This window comes from Streptomyces hainanensis (assembly GCF_004348415.1).
In the GTDB taxonomy this organism is placed as follows: Bacteria; Actinomycetota; Actinomycetes; order Streptomycetales; family Streptomycetaceae; genus Streptomyces; species Streptomyces hainanensis.
Genome location: NZ_SMKI01000199.1, coordinates 1 through 13,344, shown reverse-complemented (window position 1 = coordinate 13,344; position 13,344 = coordinate 1). Strand labels below are relative to the sequence as shown.

The following is a 13,344-nucleotide window of genomic DNA, read 5'->3' as shown; positions in this document are numbered from 1 at the left end:
GAACAGGGGCTGACCGCCCGGGCCGACGGGGGGCCGGGGGGTCAGCGGGTGGGTCGGCGGCGGCTTCGGCCGTCGCTCAGATCTTCACGTCGTGCTCGTCGAGGAAGCCGACGGGGTCGACGGCCGAGCCGTAGTTCGCGGTGGTCCTCACCTCGAAGTGCAGGTGCGGGCCGCTGGAGTTTCCGGTGTTGCCGGACAGGGCGATGGTCTCGCCGGTGTCCACCTTCTCACCCACCGTGACCTCGATCTTCGAGAGGTGCGCGTACTGCGTGAAGGTGCCGTCCGCGTGCTTGATCACGATGGCGTTGCCGTAGGCGGGGCCGTCGCCGGCGCCGTTGCCGCCGGCCTTGACCACGGTGCCGTCGTGCACGGACTTGACGTCGGTGCCGACCGGCACGGCGAAGTCCTGGCCGCTGTGCTTGCTGGCCCAGCGCTCACCGGTGTTGCCGAAGTGGCCGGTCAGCGTGTAGTCGTCGGATATCGGGGACACCCAGGACTTGTCCGACTTGGCCTTGGCGGCGGCCTGCGCGGCGTGGGCGGCCTCGTCGGCCTTCGCCTTGACGGTCGCCTTGGTCTTGGCGTCCGCCGCGGCGGTCTGCTGGGCCTGCGCCTGGCCGTGCGTCGTGTCGGCGAGCTGGGTGGCGGTGTGCGAGGCGAATACATCGGCGTTGCCCGGCTCGGACGCCGACGCCACGCCCGTCAGCGCCACGGATCCGCAGACGGCGGCCGTCACGACGGCGGCGACTCGAGGGCGGACACCGAGGAGCTTGCGGGTGCGGTTCGCGTTGGTGTTCGACATGGGGGACTACCTCTGCGATTCGGGGACATTCCGACCAGCCACGACAAAACGGCTGGCTGAGTCCCATTGATAACGACCGCTTTGCCCGTTTTCAAGGACCGTTGTTACTAGAACACCGCGTAGTGAAAACGGGGGAGGAAAGTCCCTTCACACCCCTTCGAGAACCACCCCCAGAACGCGCCGATCGGGTCGAGGCGATCCGCCTCGACCCGATCACACCCGCTCTGAGCTGCGCCCCTTCCGTACGGACCAGGGCCCGCTCACCCCCCGGGCCGTTTTACCCGGCCCCCAGGGGCGAAAGTCCCAGCCCTTTAGTCACATTTCCCTTCTATCGCTTTTCGTAGCTCGTTCGGTGGCTGTGACAAGGGCCACCGGAAACCGCCCCGCTCAGCGCGGAAAAAGCTCGAAGGGCACGCAGGGAACCCCGCCGAACCGGTCGGCCATCATCCCCGCCGCCTGGCGGTAGAGGTCCCTGGCGTACTCCTCGGGCGCCAGGTCGCTGAGCGCCCGGAGGTAGGCGCGGTGCTCGGCGAGCGAGGCGACACCCCGCGCGACGGCCTCGTCCCCCACCGCCTGGGCGTGGGTCGGCTCCGGCGAGCCGGCCACCGCGACCCAGCGCACCCCGCCCCAGGGAGCGAGCCCGCCCGCGCCCAGCTGCTCGGGGAAGATCCACCGGTTGCCCGCGTCCCCGGCGGCGTCGAGCACGGCCCGGCCCACCACCCGGTGGTCCGGCGTGTTCCAGGCCCGGCCGCCCCAGGTCTCCCGATGGTTGAGGGTGATCAGCAGCTCGGGCCGGTGCCGCCGGATGGCGGCGGCCAGGTCGGCCCGCAGCGCGGTCCCCTCCTCGACGACCCCGTCGCGGTGGTCGAGGAACTCGACCTCACGCACCCCGACCGCCGCGGCGCTGGCGCGCTGCTCGGCCTCCCTGACCCGGGCCGCCTCGGCCGGCTCGATGGTGTCGATCCCCGCCTCTCCCCTGGTGACCAGCACATACGCCACCTCGCGCCCGTCGGCGATCCACTCGGCGACGGCCGCGGCCGTCCCGTACTCGACGTCGTCGGGGTGGGCGACGACGGCCAGCGCCCGCCGCCAGTCCAGGGGCATGGTCTCCAGGGGTTCTGACACGCGATCTCCTCGGCGGTCGGTCAGCGCCAGCCGTGGCGCAGCTGAAGGTTGTGGACGACCTGCTGGAACCGGGCACGGTCCAGGGCGCACGCCTCGCGCCGCATCCCGTCGGGGTGTACCCGCAGCACCCGGTCCAGATGCACCCAGGACTCCCGGCCCGTGCGGTCCCAGGGCCCCGAGCCGAGCGGCATCCACTCGCGGTCGTGGTCGCGGTCCCGGCTGGAGAGCTGGACGGCGAGCAGCGTCTCGGCGTCCGCCTCGCGGGCCACCACCAGCACCGGCCGGTCCTTGCCGCGCCCGTCGTTCTCCTCGTAGGGCACCCAGGTCCAGACGATCTCCCCGGGGTCGGGGTCGCCGTCCGGCTCCGGCGCGTAGGTGGTGCGCACCGCGCCCACACCGCGGGGCTCCACCTCCACGGTCGCGCCGGGGCCGGCACGGCCCGGGATCTCGTCTATGCCGATGTCGCTGTGATCCATACGCACACGCTATCGCCGTTCCGGGGGCCGGAATCGCCGAGGGGACGGCACCGAACGGCGCCGTCCCCCCTGGTGTTCTCCGTCAGCGTTCAGGCGCCGCTCGACCGGCGCGGCCTGGCCAGCAGATAGCCGCCGGCACAGGCCAGGCCGCCGAGCACGCCGCCGCCTGCGGTCCACAGCCAGCGATCGGTCCACCAGCCGCCGCTCCAGCCGTCCTCGGGCTCGGGCAGCGCGGCCAGATAGGGCTGGGGCCCCTCCTCTTCCCCACCGTCCTCGCCGGCGCCGGCGTCCCCGGTGGCGAGGGTGCCCGCGGTGCCGACCGGCAGCAGCGGGGTGGCGAGGTCGCCACCCCGGTCGGCCGAGCCGCCGGCGTCCGCCACCGTGGCCGCCACCTCGACGTCGATCGGGAGGCCGAGGTCGCGTTCGGGCAGCTCGGAGACCGTGACCCGCAGGTAGTAGGCGCCCGGCAGCGGGTCGTCCGACCAGGGCTCGGCCCAGCTCCTGACGGTGCGCACCGTGCAGCTGAGCGTGACCGACTCCGCGTTCTCCGCCGCGGTGCCGACCTGCTCGCCCTCGGTGCACGCCTGACGGCGGCGCAGCCCGTCGTAGACGTCCACCCGCCAGGTGGAGGGGCCGGTGCGGGTGGCGGCGTCGGGCAGCGTGACGGTGGCCTCCGCGGTGGCCGTCTGGCCGGCGGCGACCGGGAACGTCCAGTACAGGTAGTCACCGGCAGAGGCGACCGCGGTGGCGGTCTGGTCCTGGTCGATCACGGTGGCGGTCCGGAACGCGGTGCCGGCCTCGTTCGGGGTGTCCCCGTCCTCACCGTCCGCGGTGGCCGGTCCGACGCCGGCCAGCAGCACGGCCGCGGTCAGCGCGGCGAGTCGCGATGCCCTGTTCATCAGGCCCTCCCCATGACGATTCCGAGACGGACCAGCAGGCCCCATGCCAGGCCGACGACCAGGCCGACGCCCGTGAGCAGCAGCAGCGGCACCCAGCCCCTGGCCAGGCCGAAGGCGGCGAGGTCGGAGGGCTCGTCCGGGGCCGACACCACGTCGACGGTCAGTTCCACCGGCAGCCCGGGGGCGCGCTCGACGGCGTCGGGCGCCGAGAACGAGCTGCTGAGCTCCAGGCAGACGACGCGCGACGCCCGGTCATCCTCGGTGTCCTCGTCGTCCTCGGTCTCGGGCAGCGGGTAGCGCAGCCCGGTGGAGATCACGTCGGTGCGGCCGCTGCCGGCGCCGGTGCCGCGCACCAGCTCCTGGCTCTCCTCGTCGACGGCCCGCAGCAGCACGCCGTAGTCCGGGTCGACCGGGCGGTCGGCGGCGACGCTCACGGAGGCCCGCAGCTCCTGACCGGCGGTCAGCGGTACCCGGTAGAAGCGGTGCTGGCCGAACTCCGCGCGGTCGTTGTAGACGCCGACGCCGAGTTGGGGCGCGTCCTCGCAGCGCTCGGCGCCCTCGACGGCCGTGGGGTTCTCCACCGGCAGGTCGGCCCGGCGCACCAGTTGGTTGAGCCGGTCGGTCAGCTGGTCGGTGTCCTGTACGGCGGTGTAGGTGCCGCCGGTGGCCTCGGCGATGCAGCTCAGCTGCTCGCGCACCGCGTCGTCCAGGGTCAGGCCGAGGGTGTCCACCACGAGGTTGGTGCCGCTGGCGGCGAGTTCGCGGGCGACCACGCAGGGGTCGGGATCGCCGCAGGAGTCCTCGCCGTCGGTGATCAGCACGATCCGGCGGGTGCCGGGGCCCTCGCCCAGGTCCTCGTCGGCGCCGCGCAGCGCCAGGCCGATCGGGGTGAAGCCGGTGGTGGGTCGCAGGGTGGCGACCGCCGTCCTGGCCTCGGTCCTGTCCACCTGGCCGACGGGATAGAGCTGTTGGCTGTCCTGGCAGCCGACCTCGCGGTCGTCGCCGGGGTTCCCGGCGCCGAGGGTCCGGATGCCGAGGTGCACCTCCTCCGGGACGGCGTCGATGACCTCGTTGAACGACTGCTGGGCGGCCGCGATGCGGGACTGGCCCCCGCTCATGTCGCGTTCCCGCATGGAGCCGCTGACGTCGAGGACCAGCTCGACGCGTGGTGGTGGTCCCTCCTCGGTCTCGGACTCGGACTGATCGGCGACCGCACTCGTCGACAGGAAGCCCGTCATCAGGGCGGCGAAGAGCGCACTGAGGGCCACCGCCGACCATTTTCTTATGATCATCTGCGGATCTTATTGATCAGCGGCCCGCCGCCCAAAAACGGTCTCCCCAGGGGGAGTCGCAGTACGTTGGCGCCATGGATCAGATCCCCGCGACCATGCGCGCCTGGGTGGTCCGCGCCCCCGGCCGCCTCGACCAGGTAGAGCTCCCCGTACCCACCCCGGCGGCCGACGAGTTGTTGGTCCGCGTCCGCACCTGCGGGGTCTGCCGCACCGACCTGCACGTCAGGGACGGCGACCTGCCGCCGCACAGGTCCCCCGTGGTACCCGGGCACGAGGCCGTCGGCGAGGTGGTGGCCACCGGCCCCGACGCGGTCGGACACCCCGTGGGCTCACGGGTCGGCGTGCCCTGGCTCCGCCACACCTGCGGCACCTGCCGCTCCTGCCGCCGCGGCCAGGAGAACCTGTGCCCGAACTCGCGCTACACCGGCTGGGACGCGGACGGCGGCTACGCCGAGTACCTGACCGTCCCGGCCGCCTACGCCTACGACCTGCCCGACGGCTACTCGGACGTCGAACTCGCCCCGCTGCTCTGCGCCGGCATCATCGGCTACCGGGCGCTGCGCCGCGCCGACCTGCCGCCGGGCGGCCGCCTCGGGATCTACGGGTTCGGCGGCTCGGCCCATCTGACCGCGCAGGTCGCCATCTCCGAGGGCGCCACCGTGCACGTGCTCACCCGCTCCCCCGCCGCCCGCGAGCTGGCGCTCGAACTCGGCGCGACCTCCGCCGCCGGCGCCCGGGACGAGCCGCCGGAGCCGCTTGACTCGGCCATCCTGTTCGCCCCGGTGGGCGACCTGGTGCCGGTGGCGCTCACCGCCCTGGACAGCGGCGGCACCCTCAGCGTCGCGGGGATCTACCTCTCCCCCATCCCACCCCTCGACTACCAGCGCCATCTCTTCCGGGAGCGCACCCTGCGCAGCGTGACGGCCAACACCCGGGAGGACGGCCGCGCGTTCCTGGCCGCCGCGGCCGAACACCGGATCAGGACCGCGGTCACGCCCTACCCCTTCGACGAGGCGGACCGGGCGCTCGACGACCTCGCCGCCGACCGGGTCAACGGCGCCGCCGTGCTGACGATGCCGGCGGGCCGCTGAGGGCCCGTCAGGCGACCGGCCGACGACCGGTCAGAACTCGACGGAGCGCAGGGTGCGGTCGCGCACCGTGTCCAGGAAACCCGGCACGTCCTCCATCCTGGTGCCGGTGCACTGGACGATCAGGTCCATCACGTCCCCGGCGGAGAGCGCGCCCACCACGGGGTGCACATGGGCCAGGCCGACCCGCTCCTCCATCCGCTTCAGCACGTGGATCGCGAGGTTGAGCTCGGGGACGTGACTGGTGTGGCCGAAGTCGAGGTTCTTCTTGATCACCCACATCTCCGGGATGATCTGGCCGAAGACGATGATGTGGGCCAGCGCGAACATCGCCCGGGCACACTGCCGCGCGCTCTCCTCGGACTCGTCCTGAAGCGCCCGCACGGCCTCCTCGTCCTCCGCGAGGTGCGCCTGGATCAGGGCCACCGCGTGCAGCACCTCGTCCTTGGTGTACGGCCTCACTTCACCGCTCATCCGACTCCACCCCTACCCCAGCCGACCTGGGAGGCCCCCTCCCGGATCACCGTGCGCCTACCGTGCGAGTACCCAGTGTGTCAGGTTCCCGTCCGGCTGAAGTCGGTTCGCCCCCGTTCACCCGGCCCCGGGAGTGATTCCGGTCACGCCGGGCGAACGCCCCAGGCGGGGCGGCGCGGATCGTCCGCCCTGACCACCACGTCGGCCGTCTCCGCCGGCCGCACGTCCTCCTCGTACCGGGCGAAGGCGGGCAGCGTCCACCGCAGGTCGTCCGAGGTCCGGCGGGCGAGCGCGGCCGGCGTCAGGCTCAGGTGCACGGCGAGGTCGGCCGGAAACCACTGCCCGAGCAGGAACGCCCCGTGCACCAGCAGCACCCCGCCCGGCGGCAGCGTCAGATAGCCGCTGCGGGTGGCCCGGTCCCGCTCCGCGTCCCACAGGTCGGGCAGCACCCGGCCGCTGCCGCCCGGATCCAGCGGGGTGAACACCTCGCGCCACAACGCGCCGGTGTCCAGCCACCGTTCGTAGTAGGCGTCCGCGTCCCGCCGCCCGTGTTCGAAACGCAGGGAGGCCGGGCGCAGAAAGCCGTCCGCGGCCACCACGAGCGCCGCCCTGCCACGTACGCGCAGCTCACGTGCCGTCTCCTCGGCCAACGCCGCGGCGTCGGCCGCCGGCGCGCCGTCGACCAGCACCCGCGGCCAGGAGCCGCCGTCGGCCGGCGGCGCGGCGTCGATCATCCCGGCGAGTTCGCCGGCCAGCCGCTCCCAGGTGATCGCCGCAAGCCGCATGTCAGTGGCTCCTCCTACCATCGTCCGCATGCTGAGTATCGGATCGATTGTCCTCGGCGCCGCCGACGTCCGGCGCGCGGTCACCTTCTGGAGCGCGGCCCTCGGCTATGCGCCGCGGGACGAGGTGGCGGACGACTGGGCGGTGTTGGCCCCCGTCGAGGGCCATGGCCCGAACCTCTCACTGGGCCTGAGCGACTCCCCGGTGCAGCCGTATCCCCGGGTCCACCTCGACCTCTACGCGAAGGACGCCGCCGACCAGGCCGCCGAGGTGGCGCGGCTGACAGCCCTCGGCGCCATGGGGGTACCTCCCAGGCCGCCCAGGCCTGGGGGAGCGTGGACTGGGACCGCTACCCGGCCGACGCCGACTTCGTGGTCCTTGCCGACACCGAGGGGAATCGCTTCTGCGTGATCGACACCGGCCGCTCCTAGCGGGACGCGCGGCTCAAGGCGGCCTTCCCTCCGCCTCGCGGCGGTCGCACGATAGAGCCATGGACAACGAGAGCGGTCGGGCGCGGCTCGAGGTGTACGTGGAGGCGCTTCGCGCCCGGATGCCCGCGAACCAGTTCATCCTCCTGATGCGTGCCTTCAACGCCTGGCTGACGGGCGGCGGCGGGATGATGCGGCTGCATCTGGAGTCCGACGAGCAGGAGTTGTTCACGCCCGAGGTGCAGGCCGAGATGCTGACCCTGATGGGCCTGGTCGGGGCGCTCGCCCCGGGGCACGAGGACCGTGCCGAGCACGTGGTGGTGGATCTGGGCGACGGCGAGCACGTGAAGGGTGCCAGGTCGCTGGTGCCACGCGAGGTCGCCGAGGATCCGGAGCGGCTGGCCGAGATGCGCCGGCGGCTCGACGAGGAGGAGCGGCACCGCAGGGAACAGCGGGTCAGCGACAGCCTGGAGGTCGACGCGATCGCCCGCGCGAGCGGCATGCGGCCCGAGGGAGAGGCGTAGGGCCCGGGGTCCCCGCCCCCGACCAACCCACACCAGCCGCCACCAATGCCCCGATTCGCCACACTTCGGCGGGTATGCTCGGCCCGGCCAGCCGGTGGAACGCTTACCACGAAAGGGGCCGGGCGTGCCGGAAGTACCGGAGAGCCTCGTCGACCTGGCGAAACGGGGCGGCGGCGAGCCCGTGGTGGTGCAGACCCTCCGCTCCGCGACCGCCGCCACCCTCGCCTACATCGTCGCCACCTGGCTCACCGACGTCACCGCCCCGCTGCTCGCCCCGCTCACCGCGCTGCTCGTCGTCCAGGTCACCCTCTTTGCCACCCTCACCGCCGGCGTCCGGCGGGTCAACTCCGTGGTGGCCGGCGTACTGGTGGCGACCGGCTTCAGCGCCCTGGTCGGCCTCAGCTGGTGGAGCCTCGGCCTGCTGATCCTCACGGCGCTCTCCGTCGGACACCTGGTGCGGGTGAGCGAGTTCGTGCCCGAGGTGGCGATCAGCGCCATGCTGGTGCTCGGCGTGACCCAGCACACGGAGACCGCCTGGGACCGGGTGCTGGAGACGCTGATCGGCGCGGTCGTCGGCCTGCTGTTCAACCTGGTGATCCTCCCCCCGGTCTGGGTTCGCCCGGCCGGCGAGGACATCGAGCAGCAGGCGCACCGCATGCGGGAACTGCTGAACCGGCTCGGCGAGGAAGCGGACGAACCCCGCACCCCGGTCTCCAGGATCGCCGCCAAGATGGAGGAGGCCAGGCGCCTCGACGAGGCCATCTCCCAGGTCGACGTCACGCTCACCCAGGCCGAGGAGAGCCTGCGCCTCAATCCACGGGTCAAGGAGCCGCTGCTGACCAGGATCGTGCTGCGCACCGGCCTCGACACCCTGGAATCCTGCGCGGTGATCCTGCGCACCATGTCCCGCAACCTCACCGACCTCGCCACCCGGCGTACCGACGAGCCGCTGTTCCCACCGGAGGTGGCGGCCGCGCTGCGCGAGCTCTTCACCTATCTCGCCGGGGCCATCGACAGCTTCGCGACGCTGATCACCAGTCAGGTCAGCAGCGCCGCCGACGAGGCCGAGAAGTTCCTCGCGGTGGAGCTCGACGCCGCCCGGCTGAGCCGGGAGCACGTCGCCGAGCTGCTGCTGACCCGCGTTCAGGAGCACCCCAAGCAGTGGCAGTTGCACGGCTCACTGCTCGCCGAGGTCGACCGGATGCTGGACGAGTTGGACATCGAGAAGCGTTCGGCCCACCTGGCCGAGGAACTGGACCGGATGTCCCGCGAGCAGAGCCGCCGCTTCCCCCGGCTGCGCCGCGTCACCGGCACCGCCCGCCGGGTGCGGCGGCGGCTGCCGTCCTTCCGCCACGGCGCGGGCGGCGGGGGCTGACCGCGGCTCCGCCGGATCAGGCGGGCCTGGCGAGCCGGGGCCACAGCTCGTCGACCTGCCGTTCCAGGTCGGCCGGCGAGCCGTCGTTGTCGAGGACGAAGTCGGCGATCGCGAGGCGCTCCTCGCGGGACGCCTGCGCGGCCATCCGGGCCCGGGCGTCCGCCTCCGTCATGCCGCGCCGCCGCAGCAGCCGGTCGAGCCGGGTCTCCGCCGAGGCGTCCACCACGATCACCAGGTCATAGCGGTCCTGGAGCCGGTTCTCGGCGAGCAGCGGCACATCGTGCACCACCACCGCGTCGGGCGCCGCGGCGGCCTGCAGCTCCGCGGAACGGGCCGCCACCAGGGGGTGGACGATGGCGTTCAGCGCCCGCAGGCGGGACGGGTCGGCGAACACGACGCCGCCGAGCCGGGCCCGGTCGAGCGCGCCCTCCGCCGTCAGCACCTCGGGGCCGAACTCGGCGACCACGGCGGCGAGTCCGGGGGTGCCGGGGGCGACCACCTCACGGGCGATCAGGTCGGCGTCCACGATCACCGCGCCGCGTGCCGCCAGCAGCCGCACCGCCTCGCTCTTGCCGGCCCCGATGCCACCGGTCAGTCCCACTGTGCGCATGGCCGCAGGCTACCGCTCCCCCTCGCCGTCCTCCCGCTCGGCCAGGAAGCGCTCGAAGACCTCGCCCAGCTCGTCGGCCGACGGCAGGTCCACCGACTCGGCGACCAGGCTGCCCCGGGTGGCGACCCCGGCCATCGCGTCGTACTGCTGCTCCAGGCCGCGCACCACCGCGACCAGCTCGGAGTCGCCCTCGGCCAGCTCGCGCTCGATCTCGTTCTGCGTCTTGTGGGCGCTGCCGCGCAGCGCGTGTGCCGTCTCCGGGAGCACCAGGCCGGTGGCGGCCGTGATGGCCTCCAGCACGACGAGCGCGGCGTCCGGATAGCGGGAGCGGGCGATGTAGTGCGGCACGTGCGCGGCCACCCCGAGCACCCCGTGGTCCGCCTCGGCGAGCCGCAGCTCGACCAGCGCGGCCGCGCTGCCCGGCACCTGCGCCTCGTCGAACATCCCGCGGTGGCCGGGCATCAGCTCCGCGGCGCGGTTGCCGTGCGGGGTGAGGCCGACCGGGCGGGTGTGCGGCACGCTCATCGGGATGCCGTGGAAGGTGACGGCGAGCCGCACGCTCAGCCGCTCCACGATCTGCCGGACGGCGAGCGCGAAGCTCTCCCACTCCACGTCGGGCTCGGGGCCCGACAGCACCAGGAACGGCTGCCCGGTCGCGTCGTGCAGGAGCCGCACCTCCAGGGCGGGGGTGGCGTAGGCCGTCCACCGGTCGCGACGGAAGGTCATGGTGGGTCGCCTGGCGCGGTAGTCGATCAACCGGTCGTGGTCGAACCTGGCCACCGTCGTGTACGGGCGGCCGTCCAGCAGCCGCTCGATCAGCTGTCCGCCGGTCTCGCCGGCGTCGATGAAGCCCTCGAAGTGATAGATCAGCACCGGGCCCGCGCTGTCCGAACCGCTGGTCGCCTCGTCGACCAGGGCAAGGCCGCGCGGCTCCCATGCGTACAACTCCTGCGGATCGCGCACCGTGACCGCTCCCCTTCCGCTGTGACGCGTACCCAGGCGACAACATCCCGTAGGGCGACGGCATTCCCACCCGGAGAAGGGCCGAGGCCCGCACCCCCTGAGGGGTGCGGGCCTCGGCTTCCGGACAGGTACGGACCTCGCGGTCCTACGATCAGCTCTGTCCGCCGGCGAGCTTCTCGCGCAGCGCGGCCAGCGCCTCGTCGGACGCCAGGGCGCCCGAGTCCTCGGCCTGCGGCGACGAGTAGGAACCGCCACCGCCGCCACCGCCCTGCTGACCACCGGCACCCGAACCGGCGGCCTCGGCCTCGGCCTGGGCGTCCGCCTCGCGGGACTTGACGACCTGCGCCTGGTGCTGCTCGAAGCGCTGCTGCGCCTCGGCGTACTGGCGCTCCCACTCTTCCCGCTGCTTGTCGTACCCGGGCAGCCAGTCGTTGGCCTCCGGGTCGAAGCCCTCGGGGTAGATGTAGTTGCCCTGGTCGTCGTAGGAGGCGGCCATGCCGTACAGGGTGGGGTCGAACTCCACGGCCAGCGGGTCAGGCCCGAAGTTCTCGTTGGCCTGCTTCAGCGAGAGGCTGATCCGGCGGCGCTCCAGGTCGATGTCGATGACCTTGACGAAGATCTCGTCGTTGACCTGGACGACCTGCTCCGGGATCTCCACGTGGCGCTCGGCCAGCTCGGAGATGTGGACCAGGCCCTCGATGCCCTCGTCCACCCGGACGAACGCGCCGAACGGCACCAGCTTGGTGACCTTGCCCGGCACGACCTGCCCGATCTGGTGGGTGCGGGCGAACTGCTGCCACGGGTCTTCCTGGGTCGCCTTCAGCGACAGCGAGACGCGCTCGCGGTCCATGTCGACGTCCAGCACCTCGACCGTGACCTCCTGGCCGACCTCGACGACCTCGGAGGGGTGGTCGATGTGCTTCCAGGAGAGCTCGGAGACGTGCACCAGGCCGTCCACGCCGCCGAGGTCGACGAAGGCGCCGAAGTTGACGATGGAGGAGACGACGCCGGAGCGCACCTGGCCCTTCTGGAGGGTGGTGAGGAAGGTCTGGCGGACCTCGCTCTGGGTCTGCTCCAGCCAGGCACGGCGGGAGAGAACCACGTTGTTGCGGTTCTTGTCGAGCTCGATGATCTTGGCCTCGAGCTCCTTGCCGACGTACGGCTGGAGGTCGCGGACACGACGCATCTCGACCAGGGAGGCGGGGAGGAAGCCCCGGAGGCCGATGTCGAGGATCAGGCCGCCCTTGACGACCTCGATGACGGTACCGGTGACGATGCCGTCCTCGTCCTTGATCTTCTCGATGGTGCCCCAAGCGCGCTCGTACTGGGCGCGCTTCTTCGACAGGATGAGGCGGCCTTCCTTGTCCTCCTTCTGGAGAACCAGGGCCTCGATCTCGTCGCCGACGGCGACGACCTCGTTGGGATCGACGTCGTGCTTGATCGACAGCTCGCGGGAGGGGATGACCCCCTCGGTCTTGTAACCGATGTCGAGCAGGACCTCGTCCCGGTCGACCTTCACGATGACGCCGTCGACGATGTCGCCGTCGTTGAAGTACTTGATCGTCTCGTCGATCGCGGCGAGGAAGGCTTCCTCGGAACCGATGTCGTTGACCGCAACCTGCGGGGTGGTCACGGTTGTCTCGGTGCTGCTCGTCATGTGGTAAAGGGCTCCGGTACGGACATGTTCGTAGGCACTGCTACGCCGAAGACCCAATATCGCACCGCTGAAGCCGGACAGCCTGAGAGGCGCTACCCATGGGTTCCGGGGTCCGGGGACCCTGGAACCGGAAGCGCCTCGCCAACCGAGGGGACATACAACAGATGCGAGCGCGACCTACTCCGTCCGAGGCGCGCAGGCCCGCAGCGCGCCTTATAGCATACGGGCGTAGCGAGGCGGGGTCAATGCGCGCTTCGCCCCACGTGGGGCCCTAACGGGCCAAACCCGGCCGATTCCGGCTCCGCAGATCCGTGGCACCACGCTCGGAGACGTGCCCGTCACCGGGCGTGGTGCCTGGCCGGGTCTCAGACGGCGCGCCTGGTGGCCGTGGCCGCCGGCGCCTCGGCGTCGTTCTCCGAGCCGTCGCCGCTCTCGCCGTCCGCGGACTCCTCGTCGTCCTCGTCGCCGCCCTCGGCCGGGTCCTCCGGGTCCCCACAGGTGTCGGGGTCCTCCGGGTCGTCCGGGTTCTCGGGGTCGTCCGGGTTCTCCGGGTCCTCGGGGTCCGTCGGCTCGGTGGCCGGGTCCTCGGTCTCGGCCGGGTCCTGCGGCGTGCCGGTGTCCGGGGCGTCCGGGTCGTCGGGATCGGCCGGGTCCTCGGGGTCCACCGGGCACTCGGGGTCCTGCGGGTCCTCGGGATCCGACGGGTCGTCGGGGTCGTCGGGGTTGTCCGGGTCCTCCGGGTCGCCCGGCTCCGACGGGTCCTCGCTCCCGGGGTCCTCCGGCGCCGGGTCCGACGGGTCGGACGGCTCCTCGTCGTCCGACGGGTCGATCGGGTCGGGGCTCGGGGTGAC

13 protein-coding genes and 2 pseudogenes are annotated in these 13,344 nt (G+C 72.5%); 4 read left to right on the top strand and 11 right to left on the bottom strand.

Annotated elements, in window-relative coordinates; all coding sequences use genetic code 11:
• Positions 1-76 precede the first annotated feature (76 nt).
• The 5 genes from E1283_RS19135 to E1283_RS19115 all read right to left on the bottom strand — a co-directional run bounded on the left by E1283_RS19135 (position 77) and on the right by E1283_RS19115 (position 4,591).
• Positions 77-799, bottom strand: a complete 723-nt coding sequence (locus E1283_RS19135) for a M23 family metallopeptidase (RefSeq protein WP_132819304.1) — start codon at positions 797-799, stop codon at positions 77-79.
• 387 nt (positions 800-1,186) lie between these two features.
• Complete coding sequence (locus E1283_RS19130) at positions 1,187-1,903, bottom strand: PIG-L deacetylase family protein (RefSeq protein ID WP_132819306.1); 717 nt, start codon at positions 1,901-1,903, stop codon at positions 1,187-1,189.
• A gap of 41 nt (positions 1,904-1,944) precedes the next feature.
• Positions 1,945-2,400, bottom strand: a complete 456-nt coding sequence (locus E1283_RS19125; RefSeq protein WP_132819303.1) for a type II toxin-antitoxin system PemK/MazF family toxin — start codon at positions 2,398-2,400, stop codon at positions 1,945-1,947.
• Between the two features lie 89 nt (positions 2,401-2,489).
• Complete coding sequence (locus E1283_RS19120; RefSeq protein ID WP_132819302.1) at positions 2,490-3,299, bottom strand: hypothetical protein; 810 nt, start codon at positions 3,297-3,299, stop codon at positions 2,490-2,492.
• Entirely contained in the window at positions 3,299-4,591 is a 1,293-nt protein-coding gene (locus E1283_RS19115) for a VWA domain-containing protein (RefSeq protein ID WP_132819301.1), read from the bottom strand. The genes E1283_RS19120 and E1283_RS19115 overlap by 1 nt, the downstream gene beginning before the upstream one ends.
• 95 nt (positions 4,592-4,686) lie before the next feature.
• Here E1283_RS19115 and E1283_RS19110 point away from each other — a divergent pair, with 95 nt between their 5' ends.
• Positions 4,687-5,682 (top strand): zinc-dependent alcohol dehydrogenase family protein, encoded by a 996-nt coding sequence (locus tag E1283_RS19110; protein WP_207930455.1) that lies wholly within the window; start codon positions 4,687-4,689, stop codon positions 5,680-5,682.
• Between the two features lie 30 nt (positions 5,683-5,712).
• Here E1283_RS19110 and E1283_RS19105 read toward each other — a convergent pair whose 3' ends face one another.
• The gene (locus E1283_RS19105; RefSeq protein ID WP_132819299.1) at positions 5,713-6,153 is read right to left on the bottom strand and encodes a DUF6224 family protein; all 441 of its coding nucleotides are present in this window, start codon (positions 6,151-6,153) and stop codon (positions 5,713-5,715) included.
• Between the two features lie 143 nt (positions 6,154-6,296).
• Positions 6,297-6,938, bottom strand: coding sequence for a nucleoside/nucleotide kinase family protein (locus tag E1283_RS19100; protein WP_132819298.1), 642 nt, complete (start codon positions 6,936-6,938; stop codon positions 6,297-6,299).
• Here E1283_RS19100 and E1283_RS39905 point away from each other — a divergent pair.
• The 3 genes and pseudogenes from E1283_RS39905 to E1283_RS19085 all read left to right on the top strand — a co-directional run.
• Positions 6,937-7,209 (top strand): annotated as a pseudogene (locus E1283_RS39905) (VOC family protein); the annotation flags it as partial. The gene E1283_RS19100 and the pseudogene E1283_RS39905 overlap by 2 nt on opposite strands.
• 217 nt (positions 7,210-7,426) lie before the next feature.
• On the top strand, positions 7,427-7,888 hold the full coding sequence (locus E1283_RS19090) for a hypothetical protein (protein ID WP_243744945.1): 462 nt from the start codon (positions 7,427-7,429) through the stop codon (positions 7,886-7,888).
• 124 nt (positions 7,889-8,012) lie between these two features.
• The gene (locus E1283_RS19085; RefSeq protein WP_132819297.1) at positions 8,013-9,263 is read left to right on the top strand and encodes an FUSC family protein; all 1,251 of its coding nucleotides are present in this window, start codon (positions 8,013-8,015) and stop codon (positions 9,261-9,263) included.
• A 16-nt stretch (positions 9,264-9,279) separates the two neighbouring features.
• On the opposite strand, the gene coaE is transcribed toward E1283_RS19085, so the two are convergent.
• The 4 genes and pseudogenes from coaE to E1283_RS37390 all read right to left on the bottom strand — a co-directional run.
• Positions 9,280-9,873: a dephospho-CoA kinase gene (gene coaE, locus E1283_RS19080; protein ID WP_132819296.1), complete on the bottom strand. Its 594-nt coding sequence runs from the start codon at positions 9,871-9,873 to the stop codon at positions 9,280-9,282.
• A 9-nt stretch (positions 9,874-9,882) separates the two neighbouring features.
• Positions 9,883-10,836: a proteasome assembly chaperone family protein gene (locus E1283_RS19075; protein ID WP_132819295.1), complete on the bottom strand. Its 954-nt coding sequence runs from the start codon at positions 10,834-10,836 to the stop codon at positions 9,883-9,885.
• Positions 10,837-10,987: 151 nt separating this feature from the next.
• Positions 10,988-12,493, bottom strand: coding sequence for a 30S ribosomal protein S1 (rpsA, locus tag E1283_RS19070; RefSeq protein ID WP_132819294.1), 1,506 nt, complete (start codon positions 12,491-12,493; stop codon positions 10,988-10,990).
• A gap of 365 nt (positions 12,494-12,858) precedes the next feature.
• Positions 12,859-13,344: pseudogene (locus tag E1283_RS37390) on the bottom strand (hypothetical protein); the annotation flags it as partial.

Excerpts from the sequence above, each read along its gene's own strand:
- E1283_RS19135 (WP_132819304.1), bottom strand. The coding sequence starts at position 799 with ATGTCGAACACCAACGCGAACCGCACCCGCAAGCTCCTCGGTGTCCGC.
- E1283_RS19130 (WP_132819306.1), bottom strand. The coding sequence starts at position 1,903 with ATGCCCCTGGACTGGCGGCGGGCGCTGGCCGTCGTCGCCCACCCCGAC.
- E1283_RS19125 (WP_132819303.1), bottom strand. The coding sequence starts at position 2,400 with ATGGATCACAGCGACATCGGCATAGACGAGATCCCGGGCCGTGCCGGC.
- E1283_RS19120 (WP_132819302.1), bottom strand. The coding sequence starts at position 3,299 with ATGAACAGGGCATCGCGACTCGCCGCGCTGACCGCGGCCGTGCTGCTG.
- E1283_RS19115 (WP_132819301.1), bottom strand. The coding sequence starts at position 4,591 with ATGATCATAAGAAAATGGTCGGCGGTGGCCCTCAGTGCGCTCTTCGCC.
- E1283_RS19110 (WP_207930455.1), top strand. The coding sequence starts at position 4,687 with ATGCGCGCCTGGGTGGTCCGCGCCCCCGGCCGCCTCGACCAGGTAGAG.
- E1283_RS19105 (WP_132819299.1), bottom strand. The coding sequence starts at position 6,153 with ATGAGCGGTGAAGTGAGGCCGTACACCAAGGACGAGGTGCTGCACGCG.
- E1283_RS19100 (WP_132819298.1), bottom strand. The coding sequence starts at position 6,938 with ATGCGGCTTGCGGCGATCACCTGGGAGCGGCTGGCCGGCGAACTCGCC.
- E1283_RS19090 (WP_243744945.1), top strand. The coding sequence starts at position 7,427 with ATGGACAACGAGAGCGGTCGGGCGCGGCTCGAGGTGTACGTGGAGGCG.
- coaE (WP_132819296.1), bottom strand. The coding sequence starts at position 9,873 with ATGCGCACAGTGGGACTGACCGGTGGCATCGGGGCCGGCAAGAGCGAG.
- rpsA (WP_132819294.1), bottom strand. The coding sequence starts at position 12,493 with ATGACGAGCAGCACCGAGACAACCGTGACCACCCCGCAGGTTGCGGTC.